This is a genomic window from Pseudomonas sp. SIMBA_067 (genome assembly GCF_046534675.1).
In the GTDB taxonomy this organism is placed as follows: domain Bacteria; phylum Pseudomonadota; class Gammaproteobacteria; order Pseudomonadales; family Pseudomonadaceae; genus Aquipseudomonas; species Aquipseudomonas putida.
This window is the reverse complement of the sequence record NZ_JAWRYH010001452.1, coordinates 1-231: the sequence shown is the minus strand read 5'-3', so window position 1 is coordinate 231 and position 231 is coordinate 1. Positions and strand designations below refer to the sequence as shown.

Below are 231 nucleotides of genomic sequence, written 5' to 3'. Positions count from 1 at the left end.
CCAGCAGCAACACGCGCTTGTCTTTCAAGGCGTGCAGTGGGTTGCCGTGACGGGTCTGGCCGTAGGCTTGCAGGTCTTTGGTGAGTTCACCGGTCAACCAGGCCTTCTCGTCGTCGCTCATCCAGCTGACCTGCCGGGGACCGTCCGGCAGGTAGCGCAGCACCGGCCAGGTCAGCAGGAGCGCCGGCGTACCGATCACGATGAACAGCCACTGCCAGCCGTGCAGGCCGA

At 65.4% G+C, this 231-nt stretch carries 1 pseudogene; it reads right to left on the bottom strand.

From position 1 onward, the window contains the following. Positions 1 to 231: pseudogene (locus SB765_RS34225) on the bottom strand (MFS transporter); the annotation flags it as partial.